Raw genomic sequence first — 2051 nt, 5'->3', positions numbered from 1 at the left:
GGGCTGCTGTGGGGCTGGGGACGGCCCGTTTAAAGGGGGGGTCTTACGACCAGGCTGGTCTGCTGGAAAACGGCCGCACCGGAAACCTGGCCCGCGCTGGGGCCCGCGCCGGTAACCGATGAGGCGCTGTAGACCAGTGCGGCACGGCTGGCATTGTTGCCGGTGAAGAAGCCGGTGACATTCGCGCCCGAGGAGTTAGTGATTTTGGCGTTGTTGATGTCGATGCTGCTGCTGGCGCCATAGTCATTGCCGCCGAAGCGCGTGGTGAGGTCCAGGTTGCCATAGCCCTGGCCTGGGCTGTAGGCGCCGAAATTGGCGACCAGCGAACCGCTTACAAGCTGACCCGCACCCAGCAGGCTGGAGAAGGCGGTGCCGCCGGCGAACTGGTAGGTGCCCTGCATGTTGTCGGCCGGCATCTGAGCCGTCGGCGTCGGCCGGCCCATCACAAAGTGAACGGATTCAATCGCGCTGGGCGAGCCTCCCACGAACTTTTGTCCCGTCACCCAGCTGCCCCAACCGACGAAGTCGGGATCGGACGGCGCACCCAGCGCGCCCTTTTCCATCGTGGTGAGGCCGGGCGTGCTGCGGAACTGGGTCAGGACGTTGCGGCTGTCGAGGCTGTCGACATCGATGGGTTTGCCGCTGAGGAAGCTGGTCAGCACAGCGGTGCCGGCCTCGGGGTAGTAGCTTTCGACCACCGGGTTGGCCGCGCTGTCGGTGAACGCAATCGCGGCGGCCAGGTCGGTGAACACCTGTTTGACGGGTGTGGTGGGGACAATGGCGGGCTTGCCATCGGACGTGGTCTGGTTCCCCGCAACGACCACCTCCTGGACGGGCGGCGGCGTCGGCACGTTGGCCCGTGTATTGGTGCGAACTGGCGCCTCGGAGCTGTTAATGACTCGCACCGACTCGCCGGCCGTCAGGCCGACGCAGCCACCGGCGTTGCAGACCTCAATGGCGTCCAGTTCCGTCGTGATGCCCAGTGATCCGTCCGGGTTGTAGCCCACGCTGAAGCCGGAACCGCGTATACCTATGGTGGCCGTGGTGGTAGTGACCTTGTAGTTCTCGCGGTTGCGCTTGCCGATCAGGCCGGTGATGGCCCGCATGCTGCCGCGCAACAGGTCGACCAGGAAACGGTCCTGCTTGGGGTCAGCCTCGTTGACATAATTGGCGATTTTGAACTCGGTATTGGGCTGCAGTGACACCAGGCCGCCATCCGAAAACCGGACCTGGGCGCGACCCGCGGTGCTCGTCAGTATGGATTCGCCGCTTTCCAGCGGTTTGCCCTTGGTCAGCGCCTCGGTTTTGCCGTTCGCACGCAGCACGTTGACGTCGCCGGCGATGAACTGCGCCACGCCGGCCGATTCGGCGGCGAATGATTGCGCGGGGAAGGCCGCCGCAATCACGACCGACAGCGCGGCGTGTTTGAGAGAGCTTTCCCGGATGGTTTTCATGGGGTGTCTGGCGGGGCGTGTTCAGTCGGCACGGCAGGTTTAGAAGTCGCGGCGCACGGTCACGGAGAAAAGGCTGCGGTTGTAGTCGGAAATGGCAATGTTTGACTTGACGGAGGTCAGCGACAACTGCGGCGTCACGCGCCAGAGTTTGGCGGGGACCCAGTTGAGGCCAAGGTTCAGATTGAGCTGCCTGTCGGTGCGGGTGACCAGGAACAGCGGRTCGGTGCCACCGTATTTGCGGTCTTCATAACTGATATTGCCAAAAAAGGCGAGGTCGTCCCTGATGGATTTCTGTGTACCCAACCGGATGCCGAACAGGTGGTGGCCCATGTGCGGAACGCCGCTGGCTTTTTCCTTCTCGGCACCCACATAAATGCCCCCGAAGACCAGCAAACCGTCGCGGAATGCATGGGCGTAGGACGTACCCAGCACGGTTCGGTCCGTATCACGAAGCGATTGGCCCGGATAGCTCAACTGGCCCCATTGCAGGTAAGTGCTCCACTGGCGGAAGCCGTCGATGCGGTAGGTCCATTCGCCGACCAGGCCTTGCTGGTCGCGCGCGCGGGATCCGGCGACGGTATAGCTGCCGGCCTGCAC

2 protein-coding genes are annotated in these 2051 nt (G+C 63.7%); both read right to left on the bottom strand.

Going from position 1 to position 2051, the window contains the following annotated elements:
• Positions 1–29 precede the first annotated feature (29 nt).
• Positions 30–1454 carry a FecR family protein gene (locus AC1D1P_RS21890; protein WP_477674423.1) on the bottom strand — a complete coding sequence of 475 codons (1425 nt, stop codon included), beginning with the start codon at positions 1452–1454 and terminating at the stop codon, positions 30–32.
• A gap of 39 nt (positions 1455–1493) precedes the next feature.
• Positions 1494–2051, bottom strand: a 558-nt coding sequence (locus tag AC1D1P_RS21885) for a surface lipoprotein assembly modifier (protein ID WP_477674422.1), incomplete at its 5' end; no start/stop codon positions are given.

The sequence above is a fragment of the Polaromonas sp. P1_E1_2 genome, from assembly GCF_056406035.1.
This window is presented reverse-complemented; position numbering and strand designations above follow the sequence as displayed.